Source organism: Sphingopyxis sp. CCNWLW2, from assembly GCF_037095755.1.
GTDB lineage: Bacteria > Pseudomonadota > Alphaproteobacteria > Sphingomonadales > Sphingomonadaceae > Sphingopyxis.
In genome coordinates this window covers 457,676-475,660 of the sequence record NZ_JBAWKJ010000002.1, presented here as the reverse complement: position 1 = coordinate 475,660, position 17,985 = coordinate 457,676, and the positions used below count along the sequence as shown (strand labels likewise).

General features: G+C 65.1%; 14 protein-coding genes. 4 read left to right on the top strand and 10 right to left on the bottom strand.

The window, feature by feature from the left end:
• Positions 1-4: 4 nt before the first annotated feature.
• The 3 genes from V8J55_RS13380 to V8J55_RS13370 are packed head-to-tail and all read left to right on the top strand — an operon-like array spanning position 5 to position 3,408.
• The gene (locus V8J55_RS13380) at positions 5-1,759 is read left to right on the top strand and encodes a lytic transglycosylase domain-containing protein (protein ID WP_336446123.1); all 1,755 of its coding nucleotides are present in this window, start codon (positions 5-7) and stop codon (positions 1,757-1,759) included.
• Positions 1,749-2,273, top strand: coding sequence for a molybdenum cofactor biosynthesis protein B (gene moaB, locus V8J55_RS13375; protein WP_336446122.1), 525 nt, complete (start codon positions 1,749-1,751; stop codon positions 2,271-2,273). Before V8J55_RS13380 ends, moaB begins: the two co-directional genes overlap by 11 nt.
• 46 nt (positions 2,274-2,319) lie before the next feature.
• Entirely contained in the window at positions 2,320-3,408 is a 1,089-nt protein-coding gene (locus tag V8J55_RS13370) for a PA0069 family radical SAM protein (RefSeq protein ID WP_443030824.1), read from the top strand.
• On the opposite strand, the gene V8J55_RS13365 is transcribed toward V8J55_RS13370, so the two are convergent.
• From V8J55_RS13365 to tpiA, 10 genes are all read right to left on the bottom strand, one after another.
• Positions 3,405-5,003 (bottom strand): long-chain fatty acid--CoA ligase, encoded by a 1,599-nt coding sequence (locus V8J55_RS13365; protein ID WP_336446876.1) that lies wholly within the window; start codon positions 5,001-5,003, stop codon positions 3,405-3,407. The two genes, V8J55_RS13370 and V8J55_RS13365, sit on opposite strands and share 4 nt — an antisense overlap.
• Positions 5,004-5,108: 105 nt before the next feature.
• Positions 5,109-5,516, bottom strand: coding sequence for a GFA family protein (locus V8J55_RS13360; RefSeq protein WP_336446121.1), 408 nt, complete (start codon positions 5,514-5,516; stop codon positions 5,109-5,111).
• 58 nt (positions 5,517-5,574) lie between these two features.
• On the bottom strand, positions 5,575-9,060 hold the full coding sequence (dnaE, locus tag V8J55_RS13355) for a DNA polymerase III subunit alpha (RefSeq protein WP_336446120.1): 3,486 nt from the start codon (positions 9,058-9,060) through the stop codon (positions 5,575-5,577).
• A gap of 39 nt (positions 9,061-9,099) precedes the next feature.
• A complete protein-coding gene (locus V8J55_RS13350) occupies positions 9,100-9,576 on the bottom strand; it encodes a glutathione peroxidase (RefSeq protein WP_248453692.1) in 477 nt (158 codons plus the stop codon).
• A 28-nt stretch (positions 9,577-9,604) separates the two neighbouring features.
• Positions 9,605-10,282 (bottom strand): ABC transporter ATP-binding protein, encoded by a 678-nt coding sequence (locus tag V8J55_RS13345; RefSeq protein WP_248453694.1) that lies wholly within the window; start codon positions 10,280-10,282, stop codon positions 9,605-9,607.
• Positions 10,275-11,525 (bottom strand): lipoprotein-releasing ABC transporter permease subunit, encoded by a 1,251-nt coding sequence (locus V8J55_RS13340; protein ID WP_336446119.1) that lies wholly within the window; start codon positions 11,523-11,525, stop codon positions 10,275-10,277. The genes V8J55_RS13345 and V8J55_RS13340 overlap by 8 nt, the downstream gene beginning before the upstream one ends.
• A 601-nt stretch (positions 11,526-12,126) precedes the next feature.
• Positions 12,127-12,810: a Crp/Fnr family transcriptional regulator gene (locus tag V8J55_RS13335; RefSeq protein ID WP_037515365.1), complete on the bottom strand. Its 684-nt coding sequence runs from the start codon at positions 12,808-12,810 to the stop codon at positions 12,127-12,129.
• A gap of 26 nt (positions 12,811-12,836) precedes the next feature.
• Positions 12,837-14,468: a CTP synthase gene (locus tag V8J55_RS13330; protein ID WP_336446118.1), complete on the bottom strand. Its 1,632-nt coding sequence runs from the start codon at positions 14,466-14,468 to the stop codon at positions 12,837-12,839.
• A 108-nt stretch (positions 14,469-14,576) separates the two neighbouring features.
• Positions 14,577-15,023: a preprotein translocase subunit SecG gene (gene secG / locus V8J55_RS13325; RefSeq protein ID WP_336446117.1), complete on the bottom strand. Its 447-nt coding sequence runs from the start codon at positions 15,021-15,023 to the stop codon at positions 14,577-14,579.
• An 83-nt stretch (positions 15,024-15,106) separates the two neighbouring features.
• Positions 15,107-15,856, bottom strand: coding sequence for a triose-phosphate isomerase (gene tpiA, locus V8J55_RS13320; protein ID WP_336446116.1), 750 nt, complete (start codon positions 15,854-15,856; stop codon positions 15,107-15,109).
• Between the two features lie 181 nt (positions 15,857-16,037).
• Here tpiA and V8J55_RS13315 point away from each other — a divergent pair, with 181 nt between their 5' ends.
• Positions 16,038-17,984, top strand: a complete 1,947-nt coding sequence (locus V8J55_RS13315; protein ID WP_336446115.1) for a peptidylprolyl isomerase — start codon at positions 16,038-16,040, stop codon at positions 17,982-17,984.
• Position 17,985: the final 1 nt, after the last annotated feature.

Below are 17,985 nucleotides of genomic sequence, written 5' to 3'. Positions count from 1 at the left end.
GAATATGACCAAAACCCTGATTTCATGCGCCGTTCTGGCGATCTCCCTGAGCTCCGCACCGGCGCTCGCCGCCGATGCCGGCAACCGCGACCTTGCCTCGGCCCCGCAGACGGTGCCCGAGATTTTGTCGTCGAAGCAGAAACAGCTTTATACGCAGGTGCTCACCGCGATCCGCGGGCAGCGCTGGGCCGAAGCCAAATCCTTGCTCGACGGCTCGGATAACGGCCCGCTTACCGATTTCCTGCGCGCCGAACTTCTCACCGCAGCGAACAGTCCGCGTGCCGAAATTTCCGACATCATGCCGATCCTGTCGCGGTCGCCTTACCTGCCGCAGGCCGAACAGCTTGGCCGGCTGGCGACGCGGCGCGGTGCAACCGACCTTCCGACGCTCCCGTTCCAGGCACGGCTCGCCTGGTCGGGCAGCGCCCCGCGCCGTCTTGGCGCCGACGCCGTCACCGGCGACCCCGCGGCGGCCGCGATCGCCCGCTCGATTCCGGAGCGGATCAAGAATGACGATCCCGCCGGCGCCGAAGCGTTGCTCAACGCCGTCGGCGACCAGCTGGGCCCCGAGGCGCGCAACGAATGGCGGCAGAAGGTCGCCTGGTCCTATTATATCGAGAATGACGACGCCAACGCGCTCCGCCTCGCCAGCGAGTGCAGCGACGGTCAGGGCGCATGGTCGACACAGGGCGCCTGGGTCAAGGGCCTCGCCGCGTGGCGCACCCGCGACTATCGCACCGCGCTCACCGCCTTCGACCGCGTCGCGAAGGAAGCGCCCGACAGCGAACTGCGCGCCGCCGCTTATTATTGGGCTGCGCGCGCCGCGATCGCCGCGGGCGAACCCGCATCGGTGCAACAGCGCCTGCGCGCTGCCGCGTCGAACGAGGAAACTTTCTACGGCCTGCTCGCCGCCGAATCGTTGGGGGTCGAGGCGAAGAGTCAGCGCGAGAATGTCCGTGCCGACCGCAGCGCCTGGCGCGCACTCGAAGGGCTGCCCAACGTCCGCGCCGCGATGGCGTTCGCCGAGATCGGCGAGGATAGATATGCCGGTACGCTGCTCCGCCATCAGGCGCTGATCGGCGACGCACGGCAGCATGAACAATTGCTCGCGATGGCAGGGGCGCTCAGCTTGCCCGAGGTGCAGCTCTATCTCGCGCACAACACGCCGCAGGGCCGCAAGCTCGCGGCGCAGACGCGCTATCCGCAGCCCAAATGGGAGCCCAATGGCGGGTGGAAGGTCGACCCGGCGCTGGTGTTCGCGCACACGCTGCAGGAATCGCGCTTCCAGCGCGCCGTTGTCAGCCCGGCGGGCGCGCTTGGCCTGATGCAGGTGCGCCCCGGCACCGCGCGCGACGTCGCGCGCTGGCGCGGCGATCTCGGGACGGGCGACCTCCGCAGCCCCGCGGTTAACATGGACATGGGGCAAAGCTATCTGCAGTATCTGAGCCGCGACGCCTCCACGGGGGGGCTGCTGCCCAAGGTCATCGCCGCCTATAACGCGGGGCCCGCGCCCGTCGCGCGCTGGCAGTCGGAAATCCGCGATAATGGCGATCCCCTGCTTTACATGGAATCGATCCCCTATTGGGAGACTCGTGGTTATGTCGGCATCGTGCTGCGCAATTACTGGATGTACGAGGCGCAGCAGGGTAAGCCGTCGGTCAGCCGGGCCGCGCTGGCGCAGGGCAAATGGCCGCGCTTCCCCGACGGCAAGGACCGCACCCGCCTGACCTATGCCGGCGGCCTGGCCAATGCCGATTGACGAGAGCCTGACCTTCAAACCCGTCCGCATCGCGCTGCTGACGATTTCGGACAGCCGCAGCGCTGCCGATGACCGGTCGGGCGACAAGCTTGAGGAGCTGCTGACCGGCGCGGGCCATATTCTGGCCGCGCGCGCGATCGTCAAGGACGAGACCGACCTGATCGTCTCGCGCCTCCATAACTGGATCGACGATCCCGAGGTCGATGTCGTGATCACCACCGGCGGCACCGGCCTCACGGGACGCGATGTGACGCCCGAGGCGCTGCACCGGCTCGACGGCAAGGACATTCCCGGTTTCGGCGAGCTGTTCCGCTGGCTCAGCTATCAGACGATCGGCACGTCGACGATCCAGTCGCGCGCCTGCGCCGTCGTTGCGCGCGGCACTTATATCTTTGCGCTCCCCGGTTCGACCGGTGCGGTGACCGATGCATGGGAGGGCATATTGTCGACCCAGCTCGACAGCCGCCATAAGCCCTGCAACTTCGTCGAGCTGATGCCGCGACTGACCGAATAGTCGATTTGTTCTTTATTTGTTCTGACCGGAGGATTATGATCCACCGGTGGAATCGTCCAAACCCCTCCCCCCGATCGCGGGCCGCGGCGCGCCGACCAATCTGCGCCCAACACGCACCGGATCGGCCGAGCGCGTCCTTGACGGCGACTGGCTCGACGCAGCGGAGGACATCGACGGCGGCGCCCCGCCGCTGCGCACGACGGTCACCGTAGAGCACCCCAAGACGATCATTTCGCGCAACAAGTCACCCGACATCAGCTTCGACCGCTCGATCAACCCCTATCGCGGCTGTGAGCACGGCTGCATTTATTGCTTTGCGCGCCCGACCCACGCCTTTCACGACCTGTCCCCCGGGCTCGATTTCGAAAGCAAGCTCTTCGCCAAGCCCGACGCCGCAAAGCTGCTGCGCGCCGAACTCGCGAAGCGCGGCTATACCGCAGCACCGCTGGCGATCGGCACCAACACCGACGGCTACCAGCCGATCGAGCGCGAATGGGGCATCACGCGGTCGGTCATCGAAGTCCTTGCCGAGACGCGTCACCCGCTGATCATCACCACCAAATCCGACCGCGTCCTGCGCGACATCGACCTGCTCGCCGACATGGCGCGCGACAATCTGGTCGGCGTGGCGGTGTCGGTGACGACGCTCGACCCCGCCATCGCGAGAACGCTCGAACCGCGCGCACCCCACCCGCGCCGCCGACTCGCGGCGATCCGCAAGCTGATCGACGCCGGGGTGCCGACGCAGGTCAATATTTCGCCTATCATTCCCGCAATCACCGACCACGAAATCGAAGCGATCATGGCCGCCGCCGCGGACGCGGGCGCGATCCGCGTGTCCTATATATTGATGCGCCTGCCGTTCGAGGTCGCGCCCTTGTTTCGCGCCTGGCTCGCAGCGCACTACCCCGACCGAGCCGACAAGGTGATGCATATGGTGCAGGACAGTCGCGGCGGCCGCGACAATGACCCTGATTTCTTCACGCGCATGAAGGGCCACGGCGTCTGGGCACAACTCATCCGTACCCGCGTCAAACGCGCCGCGCGTGAACATGGCATGGACCGCAGCTTTCCTCCGATCCGCTCCGACCTGTTCAAGCCGCCCGAGCGCGACGGACAGATGGAGTTATTCTAAACGCCCACCAGCGACTTCAGCTTATAGTCTTTGTAATCGTCGCGGATCTGGCGCTTCAAAATCTTGCCCGTCGCGGTGTGCGGCAGTTCGTCGACGAACACCACTTCGTCGGGCAACCACCATTTGGCGACCTTGTCCTTCAGATACTCGACGATCGCCGCCTCGTCCGCCTCGACCCCAGGCTTTTTGACGATCAACAAGATCGGCCGTTCGTCCCATTTCGGGTGGTAGACGCCGACCGCCGCCGCTTCCTGCACCCCGGGTGCGCCCACCGCGGCATTTTCGAGCTCGATCGAGCTGATCCACTCGCCGCCCGACTTGATCACATCCTTGGCACGGTCGGTGATCTGCATGACGCCGTCGGGGTGCAGCACCGCGACGTCGCCCGTGTCGAACCAGCCCTCGGCATCGGCGGCATCGGTATCGGCCTTGAAATAGCGCTGGATGATCCACGGCCCGCGGCATTGCAGCCGCCCGCTCGTCACCCCGTCGCGCGGCAGCACATGATCCTCGTCATCGACGATGCGCAGCTCGACACCGAACGGCGGGCAACCCTGGCGGCACACGATGTCGACCTGTTCGTCGAAGCTCAGCTCGTCCCAGTTCCACGGTCGCTTGCCCATCGTCCCGATCGGGCTGGTTTCGGTCATCCCCCACGCATGGCCGACCGCGATCCCCGCGCGCATGAACCGTTCGATCATCGCGCGCGGCGCCGCCGAGCCGCCGATGATCACGCGCTCGAGCTTGCCGTAACCGATGCCTGTCGCGTCCATATGCGCGAACATCGCGATCCACACCGTCGGCACGCCGGCGCTGTGCGTCACGCCCTCGTCGTGCATCAGGTCGCAGAGAACCTGCGCATCGTTGGTCGCCGAGAATACCAGCTTGGCCCCGACCGTCGCGGCGGCAAAGGGCACGCCCCAGCTGTTGGCATGGAACATCGGCACGATCGGCAGGATGACGCTGCGGTTCGACAGGCCGAACACGTCGGGCTGGATTTCGGTGATCGCGTGAATGACGTTCGAGCGATGCTCGTAGAGCACACCCTTGGGATTGCCCGTCGTTCCGCTGGTATAGCAAAGCCCGACCGGATCGCGCTCGTCGAGCTGCACCCATTCGAAGCTGCCGTCCTCGGCGTCGATCAGGTCGCGGTACGAAAGATAACCGTCGCGCGCCGGCGCATCGAACAGGATGAAATGCTCGACGGTCGGCAATTGCGGACGCAGCCGCTCGACGATCGGCAGGAACATCGCATCGAACAGCAGCACGCGGTCATCGGCATGGTTGACGATATAGATGAGCTGCTCGTCGAACAGCCGCGGGTTCACCGTGTGGAGCACCCCGCCCATCCCGGCGCTGCCGTACCAGCTGACGAGGTGATGGCCATGGTTCATCGCCAGCGTCGCGATGCGGTCGCCCTTGTTCATCCCGAGCTTGACCATCGCCGCGGCGAAGCGGCGCGCGTCGTGCCCGACCTCGCCCCATGTCGTACGGGTCTGGCTGCCGTCGGCCCAGCGCGAGACGATTTCGCGATCGACATGCTCGCGCGCGGCATGGTCGATCAGGCTGGTGACCAGCAGCGGCTGGCTCTGCATTCCGGACATCAGGCATTCCTCTCTCTTACTTGCCTTACGGATAAGGCGAGGAACGCGGTTTACGCAAGCGTCAACGGATGGGCCGGCGCGAAAACCGCGACGCGATCAGCCGGGAAGCCCGTCGATCTTTGGGACCGTCTCCAGATCGGCGTCCCATCCGGCGCGGCTGTCACAACAGATATGGGCAGTCGGCCGGATATCGATCGCGCTGTCGATGCTTCCAGCCGGGACGACGAGCATTGCGCCCTGCATCACTTCGCGCGGCAGCCCCGACCCGCATTCGGTACAAAAGTTTCTTTGGTGGCGGGTCGCGGGAAGATGATAGGATTTCACCTTATCCTCTCCCGACAACCAGTTGAGCTTTGCCGTTGCCGAGAACAGGTTCGCGCCGTGTGCCGATCCGCTGCCCTTGCGGCATCGCGAACAATGGCAAAGATAGAAGGCGTGAAATTCACCCACAATCTCGAAGCTGACAGCGCCGCAAAGACATGCACCGGCAATCGTTCGGCTCATTCCATACCTCCTGTTTCATGCTGGGCGGTTACCGAAGGACCTCGGCGAACGTGGATCGCTAACGCGCCCGAAAATCCTTGGGCGTGAACAGCGACAGCGCCACGTCACTGATCCCCGCGACCGTTTCGAACCGCGAAACGACATCGGGGCCCAGCGCGAAACCGCGGCCGAGGTTGATGCGAAGTTCGTCGCCGGTGTCGGGATCCTCGGTCAGGACGAACACGCGCCCGCGCGCATCGTCGCGCCGCTCGAGAAGGCGCGCCATCTCCGCAATCGCATCGGGCAACGCGACGCGGCATGTCAGCTCCAGCGCCGCGGTTGCGGCCATTTCGGCCAGCGGCTGCGCGCCGCGCACCGTGACGCGCGGCGTTTCTTCGCCTTCGAGCAGGTCGAGCTCGACCGACAGGATCGCGCAGCCGCCGTCGGCCGCGAGCGCCTCCAATATCTTGCTCGCCTGCTCATCGAAACAGCTCGACTGGAATTGCCCGCTGCGGTCGGAAAGCGTCAGGTTGAGGAAGCGATTGCCGCGCTGGGATACGCGCGGCCGCGCGCTTTCAACCATGCCCGCCATCGTCATCGGGATGCGCGTGCCCGGCGTCATTTCGACATTGGCGCAAATATCGCCGTAGCTTCGCGCGCCGCGCGCCGCGACGATCGCCTCATATTGCTCGACCGGATGCGACGAGAAATAGAAGCCGAAGGCGTCCTTTTCGCGCGTCATGCGTTCGGCGAGCGTCCACGGCTCGGCGGCGGGCAGCTGCAACGCCGGGGCGATCGCGACATCGCCCCCGAACAGGCCGCCCTGACCCGTCGAACGTTCGTGCGCAGAGCTGTTCGCGCAGGCGAGCAGGCTCTCGGCGCCGGCAAAGGCGCGCGGACGGTCAGGCTCGATGGGGTCGAACGCCCCTGCCCCCGCCAGTGCTTCGATCTGGCGCCGGTTGAGCAGCTTGGGATCGATGCGGCTCGCGAAATCGTCGAGCGAGGCAAAATCGCCCTTGGCGCGCTCGGCGACGAGCGCCTCCATCGCCTTTTCGCCGACGCCCTTGAGCGCGCCGAGCGCGTAACGCACCGTCAGTCCGTCGTCGTTGCGGCCGACCGAGAAATCGGCCTCGCTGTCATTGACCGACGGCGGGGCGATCCCGACGTCGAGCCGCCGCATATCGTCGATGAAGATCGACAATTTGTCGGTCTGATGGCTGTCGAACGACATCGATGCGGCGAAAAATTCGTGCGGATAATGCGCCTTCAGCCACGCCGTCTGGTACGAGAGCAGCGCATAGGCGGCAGCGTGGCTCTTGTTGAAGCCATAGCCCGCGAACTTGTCGATCAAGTCGAACAGCTCATTCGCCGCCTTGGGTGCGATCTGGTTATGCTCGCCGCAGCCCTTCACAAAGGTCTCGCGCTGCGCGTCCATCTCGGCCTGGACCTTCTTGCCCATCGCGCGGCGGAGGAGGTCAGCGCCACCGAGGCTGTAGCCAGCGAGGATCTGCGCCGCCTGCATCACCTGTTCCTGATAGACGAAGATGCCATAGGTTTCGGCGAGGATGCCTTCGAGCAGCGGGTGCGGATAGGCGATCGCTTCGCGCCCGTTCTTACGGGCACCGAACAGCGGGATATTGTCCATCGGCCCCGGGCGATAGAGCGCGACGAGCGCGATGATGTCGCCGAAATTGGTCGGTTTCACCGCCGACAGCGTGCGCCGCATGCCTTCGGATTCCAGCTGGAACACCCCGACCGTCTCGCCGCGCTGGAGCAGTTCGTACACCGCGGCATCGTCCCACGCCAACGTATCGAGATCGACATCAACCCCGCGCAGCGCGAGCAGGCGGCGGGCTTCCTTGAGCACCGACAAGGTCTTGAGGCCAAGGAAGTCGAACTTCACCAGCCCCGCGCTCTCGACATATTTCATGTCGAACTGCGTCACGGGCATGTCCGAACGCGGATCGCGATAGAGCGGGACGAGCTGGTCGAGCGGACGATCGCCGATCACCACGCCCGCCGCATGGGTCGAGCTGTGCCGCGGCAAACCCTCAAGCTGGCGCGCCATATCGAACAGGCGGCGGACCCCGTCGTCCTGCTTATACTCCGTCATCAACTCGGCAACGCCGTTCAGCGCGCGTTCGAGCGTCCAGGGGTCGGTCGGATGGTTCGGCACCAGCTTCGCGAGACGGTCGACCTGGCCATAGCTCATCTGGAGCACGCGCCCCGTGTCCTTGAGCACCGCGCGCGCCTTCAGCTTACCGAAGGTGATGATCTGCGCCACCGTGTCGCGGCCGTATTTCTCCTGCACATAGCGGATCACTTCGCCGCGCCGCGTTTCGCAGAAGTCGATGTCGAAGTCGGGCATCGACACGCGCTCGGGGTTGAGGAAGCGTTCGAACAGCAGGCCGAGCTTGAGCGGATCGAGATCGGTGATCGTCAGTGCCCACGCAACGACGCTGCCCGCGCCCGAACCACGCCCCGGACCCACCGGAATGTCGTGATTTTTCGCCCATTTGATGAAGTCGGCAACGATCAGGAAGTAGCCGGGGAAGCCCATCTGGACGATGACGTCGACTTCGAAATCGAGGCGCGTGACATAGGCTTCGCGATCTTCGTCGGTCAGGTCGGAATAATGCGCGAGCCGCTTTTCGAGGCCCGCATGCGCGTCGGCCTTAAGCTGCGCCGCCTCGCCCTCGCGGTCGCCGGCGAGGCTCGGCAGGATCGGCGCGCGTTTCGGCGCCATGAACGCGCAGCGCTGCGCAACGACGAGCGTGTTATGAATGGCTTCGGGGAGGTCCGAAAAGGCGTCTTCCATCGCCTCGGCGGGTTTCAGCCAGGCTTCGGGGCTCGAAACGCGCCGGTCCTCGCTCTCGACATAAGCCGACTGCGCGATGCACAGCATCGCGTCGTGCGCGGGATGGAAGTTCGGTTCGACGAAGTTCGCGGGATTGGTCGCGACGATCGGCAGGGCACGCGCGTAAGCCAGATCGATCAGCGCCGCTTCGGCCGCGATCTCGGTGGCATCGCCGCGCCGTGACAATTCGATGTAGAGCCGACCGCCGAACAGCGCCTCCAACTGCTCGACATAATCGTCGGCGGCGCTCTTCTGCTCGCCCGCGAGCAGCCGCGCGAGCGCACCCTCGCCGCCGCCGGTCAGGCAGATCAGCCCGTCGGTCTTGCCCGCGATGTCGGACAGCAGCACATGCGGATCCTGCTCGACCGGGCGGCCAAGATGCGCCGCAGACACGAGCGCGCACAAATTGTCATAACCTTGGTTGTCCTGCGCATAGAGCGCGAGCCAGTCGATGATCGGCGCGCCGTTGGCGAGCCGCTGCCCCGGGCGCGCGACGCTCAGCAGCGTGCCGACGATCGGCTGCACCCCCGCCGCCTTGCACGCCTCGCCGAATGCCATGACGCCGTAAAGCCCGTTGCGATCGGCGACCGCGATCGCCGGAAACCCGCGTTCGCGGGCCGCCTTGGCGATCAACTTGGGCTCGATCGCTCCCTCCAGCATGGTGAAACTGGAAAAGACGCGCAGGGGGACAAAGGGGCTGAAGGCCATCCGATGACGCTACAGTGACAGCACTGATTCTGCCAAGGCTTAACCCAGCAGTTCCTCGATCTCTTTGCGCAATTGCTCGGGCTTGGTCGTCGGTGCGTGGCGCGACACGGTCTTTCCGTCGCGATCGACGAGGAATTTGGTGAAATTCCACTTGATCCCGCTGCCAAGCAGGCCGGTCTTTTCCTTCTTCAGATGCTTGAAGATCGGATCGGCATCGTCGCCGTTGACGTCGATCTTCGCCATCAGCGGGAAGCTGACATCGTAGGTCAGCGAGCAGAAATTCGCGATTTCCGCGGCATCGCCGGGCTCCTGCGCGCCGAACTGGTTGCACGGAAAAGCGAGGATCTCGAGCCCGCGGTCCTTATAGTCGCGGTACAGCTCCTCCAGCCCCTCATATTGCGGGGTGAAGCCGCATTTCGACGCGGTGTTGACGATCAGCAGCACCTTGCCGCGATAGTCCGCCAGCGATTGCGTGCCTCCACCGGGCAGCTTCGCCGAAAGATCGTATAATGCCATATTCCGTCCCCTGTCTGGTCGCGCGAGCCTACGCCTCGATCCGCCCGTCGTGCAAGCGCAGCACGCGGTCCATCCGCGCCGCGAGCCGCTCATTGTGCGTCGCCACCAGCGCCGCAGATCCATGATCGCGCACGAGGCTGACGAACTGGTCGAACACCCGGTCGGCGGTCGCCTCGTCGAGATTGCCCGTCGGCTCGTCGGCGAGCACCAGCAAGGGCCGATTCGCCAGCGCGCGCGCCACCGCGACGCGTTGCTGCTCGCCGCCCGACAGCTTGCTCGGCTTGTGATGCAGCCGCTCGGCCAATCCCAACCGCCCGAGCAGGTCCGCCGCGCGTTCCTCGGCCTCGGCCTGCCCTGCCCCGCGGATCAACTGCGGCAGGATCACATTCTCGATCGCGTTGAAATCGGGGAGCAAATGATGGAATTGATAGACGAAGCCGATCTTCTCGCGCCGAGTCTTCGTCCGCTCGCCCTGATCGTAGCGCGTCACGTCATGGCCATCGATGCTGATCGTGCCGTCGAACCCGCCTTCGAGCAGGCCGACGGCCTGCAGCATCGTCGACTTGCCCGACCCCGACGGTCCGAGCAGCGCGACGATTTCGCCGCGCTTCAGATGGGCATCGACCCCGCGCAGCACGTCGATGGTGACGTCGCCCTGCGTGAAGCTGCGCTTCAGTGCGTGAAGCTCCAGAACCTTATCACTCATAACGCAGCACCTGCACCGGATCGGTGTTCGCCGCCTTGAACGCCGGATAGAGCGTCGCAAGGAAGCTGAAGACGATCACCATGATGACGATCGCTGTAATCTCGAACGGATCGGGCTTCGACGGCAGTTCGGTGAGGAACCGGATCGACGGATCCCACAGCGGCTGGCCGGTCAGGAACTCGACCCCGCGCAGCACACTCTGGCGGAAATAGAGCAGCGAGAAGCCGACGATCATCCCGGCGATGGTTCCCGCAACACCGATCGAAAGTCCTATCGCCATGAAGATACGCATCACCGCGTCGCGCGGCGCGCCCATCGTGCGCAATATCGCCATGTCGCGCGTCTTCGCGCGCACGAGCATGATCAGCGACGATATGATGTTGAACGACGCGACGAGGATGATCAGCGACAGGATCACGAACATCGCGACGCGCTCGATCGACAGCGCTTCGAACAGGCTCGCGTTCATCGATCGCCAGTCGGACACGACCGCCTGTGCCGCGACCTTTTCGGCGAGCGGCTGCAATATTTCGCCGACCTTGTCCGGGTCGCTGGTCTTCACCTCGATCATCCCGACCTGGTCGCCGGTCAGCAGGAGCAATTGCGCATCCTCCATCGGCATGACGACATAGGCCTTGTCGAAATCATAGACGCCGATCTCGAAAATCGCCGATATGCGATAACTGATTTCGCGCGGCACGGTGCCAAACGGCGTCGAACGGCCTGCCGGATTGATGATCGTCAGGTTCGATCCGACGGTCGCGCCGAGATTGCGTGCGAGTTCGCTGCCGATCGCGATATTGCCCGATCCGGGGGTCAGCGTGTCGAGGCTGCCCTGCAACACCTTGCCGTTCAGCGTCTCGTTCTTGCGGATATCGGGTACCAGCATGCCGCGCACCAATATGCCCTCGACGCGCCCGCTGAAGGTGCCGAGCAAGGGCTGCTCGATCAGCGGCGTCGCCGAAACCACACCCGGCGTCGCCTTCGCCTTTTTCAGCACATCCTGCCAGTCGTCGAGCCGCCCGCCGAAGCCCTGCACCACCGCATGACCGTTGAGGCCGACGATCTTGTCGAACAGGTCGCTACGCACGCCGTTCATCACGCTCATCACGATCACCAGCGCTGCGACGCCGAGCATGACGGCTGTGAAGCTGAACGCCGCCGCGACGAAGATGAACCCTTCGCCGCGCTGCGGAAGCATATAGCGTTTGAAGATGGTGCGTTCGTAAGGACGCAGGATCATGGAGCGATGTGCCTTTGCGGCGCATGAGGAATGACACGCATAGCGCCGCTTTAGGCAGCCCTGCCACCGCTGGCAATGGTCGCCGGCATGGCGTCAAACCGCAAATGATTTGCTGAATGTGTTGCCGATAGGTCACAGCGCCGGGCAAAAGCAGGGCCAACTGCCCGTCAGAGAGTGACAAAGCCCCCCCGCGGACCTACCCACGCTGCTTCTGGTTCAACGCGGCCCAAAGGCCCGGCTCCAGGGAGTGCAGGCCTTTCGCCAGGCCTGCAACAAAGGGGGATGGCGAGTGTTCGTCACAGGCGCCCGGGTTTCGCAAAGCGAGGCCCGGGCGTTGTGATTCCGGCTCCCGGCAAGCCACAGGTCAGCTTTCCTCAGCTTTTGCAATCAGGCGCCGACCGACCAGAAAGATCGCGAGGGCGACCCAACAGGCTGCCCATGACCATAAAAAGAACGGGTCGTTGTTCCAGCTATAGATGCCATAGGCCAACCATAGTCCCTGCAGGGTTAGAGCGGCGCTATGCTTGCTTACCCACGACCGAACAGTTGCACCTCGAATATGCCGCATCGGCCCTCCCCCCGTTAAATAACGGACGCCCGCCTACCCCTCGCTCTCGCTGATATCCTCGAGCATATCGGCATCGAGGACGCGCACGCGGCCCTGCTCCAGCGAAATCACGCCCGATTCCTCCCAGCTCTTGAGCTGGCGATTGATATGCTCGCGGCTCATCCCCGCAAAATTGCCAAGCTCGGTCTGGCTGAGCTCGACGCGCTGCGACGCCTCGACATCCTTGCGAATCAGGCGCTTGAGGTAACGCGCGAGCCGCGGGCCCGACGCATAGGCGCGGTCGCTCTCGATCGTCTGGTCGGCGGTGCGCAGGCGCCGTGCGAGCTGCTGCATCAGCGACCATGCGAATTCGGGATGGCTGGCGGCGAAATCCTTGAGCGCATTGCGGCCAAGCTGGAGCGCGCTGCCCGCGCTCGTCGCGGTCACCGACGCCGTGCGCTCGCCGCCGTCAAGCAGCGCGATCTCGCCTAGTATCGCGCCGGGTTCGGCATAGGCGAGCACGATTTCGCGCCCGCCCGAGGTCAGCATCGACACGCGCGCGGTGCCTTCGGTCAGGATCAGCATCATGTCGCCCGGGTCGCCCTGGACGAGCAATTCCTTGCCCTTGACGAAATTGACCTGCACCGCGCGGCTGGCGATCTCGGCCCAATCTTCGACCGAAAGCCCGGAAAAAATGCTGTCGGGGCCCTGCAATTCGGCGAGTCTCGCGTGATCCATTGCCCCTGTACCCCTTTTTCCCGGCGCTAGACCAGCCGGCTTTGTTTTACCGCCGCTTCGATGAAGCCCGCAAACAAGGGATGCGGATCGAACGGCTTCGATTTGAGTTCCGGGTGGAACTGCACCCCGATAAACCACGGATGGTCCGGGCGCTCAACGATTTCCGGCAACATGCCGTCGGGCGACATGCCCGAAAAGACAAGACCGCCCTTCTCCAGGCTCTCGCGATAGGCGTTGTTGACCTCGTAGCGATGGCGGTGGCGCTCGCTGATCTCGTTCGCGCCATAGACGCTCGCGACATGGCTGTTCGGCGACAGCTTCGCCTCATAGGCGCCGAGCCGCATCGTGCCGCCGAGGTCGGTGTCGGCGCCGCGCTTCTGCAGGCCTTCGTCGCTCATCCACTCGGTGATCATGCCGACGACGGGTTCGTCGGTCGGGCCGAATTCGGTGCTCGACGCGTCGGCGATGCCGCTCGTGTTCCGCGCGCCCTCGATGCACGCCATCTGCATGCCGAGGCAGATGCCGAAGAAGGGCACGTTGCGTTCGCGTGCGAAGCGCACGCTCGAAATCTTGCCTTCGGACCCGCGCTCGCCAAAGCCGCCAGGGACAAGAATACCGTGCATCGGCTCGAGGTTGGCGGCGAGATCCTCGTCGCGCTCGAACATTTCGGCGTCGAGCCAGCGAATGTTGACCTTTACGCGATGCGCCATGCCGCCGTGAACGAGCGCTTCGTTGAGCGATTTGTAGGCGTCGGGCAGCGACACATATTTGCCGACGACGCCGATCGTGACCTCGCCCTCAGGGTGCTGCTTACGGTCCATGATGTCGTACCAGCGCGACAGGTCGGGCGCGGGCGCGTCGTGGATGCCGAACGCGCGCAGAACCTCACTGTCCAGCCCTTCGCCATGGTACTGGACCGGGACCGAATAGATGCTGTCGGCGTCGAGCGCGGGGATCACCGCTTCCTTGCGGACATTGCAGAAGAGCGCAATTTTTTCGCGCTCGCTCTCGGGCAGCGGCTTTTCGCAGCGGCAAAGCAGGATGTCGGGCTGGACGCCCAGCGACGCGAGTTCGCGCACGCTGTGTTGCGTCGGCTTGGTCTTGAGTTCGCCCGCGGCGGCGATGTACGGCACCAGCGTGACGTGGACCGAGATCGCGTTTTCGCGCCCCTCTTCATTCTTGAGCTGGCGGATCGCCTCGATGAACGGCAGCGATTCGATATCGCCGACCGTCCCCCCGATCTCGCAGAGCACGAAATCGAGATCGTCGATATCGGCGCGCGCAAATTCCTTGATCGCGTCGGTGACGTGCGGGACGACCTGCACAGTCGCGCCCAGATAGTCGCCGCGGCGTTCCTTGGCGATGATGCCCTGATAGATGCGGCCCGACGTGACATTGTCGCTCTGCCGCGCCGCAACGCCCGTAAAGCGTTCGTAATGGCCGAGGTCGAGGTCGGTTTCGGCGCCGTCGTCGGTCACATAGACCTCGCCGTGCTGATAGGGCGACATCGTGCCCGGATCGACGTTCAGATAGGGATCGAATTTCCGGATACGGACACGATAGCCACGCGCCTGCAACAAGGCTGCGAGGCTAGCCGCCATCAAACCTTTGCCAAGCGAGGAGACCACGCCGCCGGTGATAAAAATGAACCGCGCCATGGGAGGAAAGACTTACTCAACGGGAGGGGGACGGCGCAAGCCGTCGAATCGCATCCGGCGGAAATAATTTCCGCCGGGCGGGTTTAAGGTGGAGGCCGAAGCCGCCGGTTATTTCTTGGCGGGGGGTGCCTGCGCCGGTGCCGGTGCGGCTTCCTGGCTCGATGCCGCTGCAGCTGCGGCCGCCAGCGGATCGTCGCTCGCCACCGCAGGCGCCGCGCCAGCAGGAGCGGGCTGCGCCGGACCGGTCAGCGACGAGGCCGGAGCCGCGCCGCTAGTTTGCGCCGTTTTCGACAGCGAGGTGTCGATCGTCGAACCGCTGCGACCGACCGAGGCCATCGCCGCGAGCACGATCGACAGTGCAACGAAGGCCGTCGCGAGGATCGTCGTCGCACGGGTCATAAAATCCGCGGCGCCCCGCGCCGAAAGGAGGCCTGCGGGACTGCCGCCGACGCCCAGGCCGCCACCTTCCGACTTCTGCATCAAAATGACGCCGATCATCACCGCGGCGACGAGCGCCTGCAGGACGAGGATGAAGGTGAAGAGACTGGACATCATATTTTCCCGAACTTGCGCGGCCTCAAACGGACCGCGCCCGCGGCGCACATAGAGACGAAGCGGCTTCGCTTCAACCCATAGGATCAGCCGAGCGAGGCGGCCGCCGCGACGATCGGCACGAACTTGGCCGCCGTCAGGCTTGCGCCGCCGACCAGCGCGCCGTCGACATCGCCGGCATCGAGCAGTTCGGCGGCGTTCTCGCCATTGACCGACCCGCCGTACAATAGGCGCATATCCTCTGCCGCGCCGCCGAACCGCGCCGCGAGCGCGCCGCGGATCGCGCCGTGCATCGCCGCGACATCGGCGACCGTCGGCACCAGCCCGGTCCCGATCGCCCAGATCGGCTCATACGCAATGGCCAGCCGGTGCGGATCGAAGCTGTCCGGCACCGATCCCGCGATCTGCGCGAGCACATAATCGATCGCGCCGCCCGATTCGCGAACCTCACGCGGTTCGCCGACGCACAGGATCACCGACAAGTCGGCAGCAAGGCCCGCTTCAGCCTTCGCGCGCACATCGGCGTCGCTCTCGGCAAAACCTTCGCGGCGCTCGCTATGCCCGACGATCACAACGCTCGCGCCGATATCGGTTAGCATCGCCGCCGCGACCGATCCGGTGAAGGCGCCTGACGTAGCGCTATGGCAATCCTGTCCGCCGACCGCCTTGCCCGGCGCGGCGGCGACCATCGCGCCGATCAGAGTGAAGGGCGGGCAGATTGCGACATCGACAGCGGCATGATCGTCCGCTGCGGCGAAGATCGCCTGCGCGTCGTCGATCGCCGCCGAAAGCCCATTCATCTTCCAGTTGCCCACCACATATTTGCGCCGCGTCATTTGTCTGCGTCTCCCAATATTCGAACCCTGCTCTCGCCCTAGCGGCGCATAGGCGCGATAGGCAAGCCGCGTCGCGTGTGGGTGAAAAGCCCCTTTCCGGCCTTGATGCGGCCCCGCCTCCCGCCTAAAGCAGCGCGCAATCGCGCGTGACCCGCGCCCTGCCGGAAAGAATGCCCGCTCCATGATTACCGCTATCCGCGCCATGTTTGCCTCGACGATCGGCAAATTCCTTGCCCTCGGCTTCGTCGTCCTCGTCGGCCTCGCCTTCGCGCTGGGTGATGTGACGGGCAATTCGAGTTTTGGCGGGCTCGGCGGCGCCAATGTCGCCAAGGTCGGCAGCGAACAGATCGGCGTCGGCGAACTGCGCGACCGGGCCCGGCAAGCTTATGACCAGGCGCGCCAGCGCCAGCCAGGGCTGACAATGGCCGCGTTCGTCGAAGGCGGCGGGCTCGACCAGGTGCTCGATCAACTCGTCGAGGGGAGCGCCTTTGACCAGTTCGCGACCGGCATGGGGTTCAGCGTCAGCAAGCGGCTGATCGACGGCCGCATCGCCGATCTGCCCGCCTTTGCCGGCGTATCGGGCAAGTTCGACCAGACGGTGTTCGAAAATTTCCTGCGCCAGAACGGCCTCACCGAAACCCAGCTTCGCCGCGACCTGCGCCAGCAGCTCCTGATCGAACAGCTCGCTGCGCCGATCGCCATGATGCCCCGCATCGCGCCGGGCATGGCGCAGCCCTATGCCGCCCTGCTGATGGAACAGCGCCGCGGACAGGCGACCTTCATTCCGGCAAGCCCCTTCGCACCGACCGCCGACCCCGGTGACGCCGCGCTGAAGACCTTCCTGTCGCAGAATAGCGCCAAGTTCACTGTCCCCGAGCGCCGCGTCATCCAGTACGCGCTGTTCGATCGCGCCGCGGTGCCGGTTCCCGCCGTCACCGACGCCGAAATCGCCAAAGTCTATAAGGACAATGCCGCGCAATATACGGCGAGCGAGACGCGCCGCTTTGCGCAGGTGATCGTTCCCGATCAGGCGGCGGCGACCGCGCTCGCCGCCAAGGTTCGTGGCGGCACCCCGCTCGCTGCCGCGGCGCAGGCGGCGGGCCTCTCGGCTTCGACCACCGGCGATCTGACCCAGTCGGCCTTTGCCGCGACGAGCAGCGCTGCGGCCGCCAAGGCCGCCTTCGCCGCCAAGCGCGGCGACCTGATCGGCCCGACGCAGACCGGCCTCGGCTGGACCGTCGCGCGCGTTGAGGATGTGACGGCCAAACCCGCGCGCAGCCTCGCCGACGCGAGTGCCGAGATCCGTACTGAGCTTGCCAAGAACAAGGCGAACGAGGCGATCGTTGATTATTATAACGCGATCCAGGACGCCGTGAATGGCGGCGCGTCTGTCGAGGAAATCGCCGCCGACCGCAAACTCCAGCTGGTCGAAACGCCCGCGATCCTGCCCAGCGGCCGCGCGCCCGCCCAGCCGGCTTTCACCCCCGCACCCGAACTGGCGCCCCTCGTCGCGCAGGCTTTCCAGGCCGCGGGCGAAGGCGAAGGCCATATCGCGACGCTGGTCGAGAATGAGAAATTCGCGGTTTATGCGGTGAAATCGATCACCGCCGCCGCGCCGCCGCCCTTCGCGCAAATCCGCGCCGACTTGCTCAGCGAATGGCGCTTTGCCGAGGGGCAGAAGGTCGCTCGCGGCAAGGCGCGCGCGATCGTCAAGGCGGTCGAAGGTGGCAAGCCCCTCAGCGAAGCCGTCGCCGCCGCCGGCCCCAATATCGGCAATGTCCAAACGATCGGTGGCCGCCGTGCCGAACTTGGCGCGGGCGGCAAGCCCGTTCCGCCCGAACTCGCCCTGCTCTTCTCTATGGCGAAGAACAGCGTCAAGACGCTCGAAATCCCCGGCAACCGCGGCTGGATGGTGATCGCGCTCAATGAGGTTCGGCGCCCCGATCCGAAATCGATCGAACCCGCACGCGTCGCCGCGATCGCTCAGCCGCTTGCACCCGCCTTCGGCAATGAGCTGATCGAACAACTCGCCGCCGAAGCCAAGCGCCGCGTCGGCGTGACGATCAACAAGGATCTCGTGAACCAGCTGCGCGCCGAGCTGACCGGCACCGCGCCGGTCTCCGAATAAG